The following is an 810-nucleotide window of genomic DNA, read 5'->3' on the forward strand; positions in this document are numbered from 1 at the left end:
TCGACGCGCCGTGCCGGACTCATCCGCGTGCCGGAGGCCGCGCGCCCGCGATCCTGTGATCCGTGGCTCACGCGATCGCTGTATCCGACAATCTTTTGCTTCATGGCTTGGCGAGATATACTTTGCTTCCAGGGTCGAAATCTGGCCGTTAACGGAAAATTTCGGGTCCAATCGTATACAACCGGAGAGGTCGGGCGGCGGGTGCTCGTCGTTCCCCGTCGCCGCGCGGGCGTCGCGCGCCGGGATAGTCCGTTCGACTGCCTGGTCGCGAAGGAAACGGCCCGCGTTCGGAGCTGGAATCTCGCCCCGCTCGGGATGGGGCGCTTCATTCTGTATCTGCGTGCTGTGTGCGAGGGTCCGATCGTCCCATGACTGCCCTGGATCCCGCGGAGATCTTCCGCGCCGAGGCCGCCGAGCTGCTCGCCTGCCTGGAGACGACCCTGCTCGACCTCGGCGACCGGCCCGAGGACCGGACCCTGATCGACACCGCCTTCCGCGCCCTGCACACCATCAAGGGCTCGGGCGCCATGTTCGGCTTCGAGCAGGTCGCCGCCTTCACCCACGACTTCGAGACCGCCTTCGACCGCGTCCGCCGCGGCGAGGTCCCGGTCGGCCGCGACCTCGTCAACGTCTCCCTCTCGGCCAAGGACTTCATCCGCGGCCTCATCGAGGAGCCCGAGGCCAGCGCGCCCATCATCGGCGAGGCCATCCTGGCCGAGCTCGAGCAGCTCATCGGCGCCGCGGGCGCCGACGCGGCCCAGGCCGCTGCCGATGCCGCTGCCGATACCGCTGCCGATGCCGCCGCCGATA

General features: G+C 68.6%; 1 protein-coding gene. It reads left to right on the top strand.

The annotated features are described in order from the left end of the window. Positions 1-368 precede the first annotated feature (368 nt). Positions 369-810, top strand: a 442-nt coding sequence (locus tag ME121_RS32830; RefSeq protein WP_491892965.1) for an Hpt domain-containing protein, incomplete at its 3' end; no start/stop codon positions are given.

This window comes from Methylobacterium sp. ME121, from assembly GCF_000974725.1.
Classification (GTDB): Bacteria; Pseudomonadota; Alphaproteobacteria; order Rhizobiales; family Beijerinckiaceae; genus Methylobacterium; species Methylobacterium radiotolerans.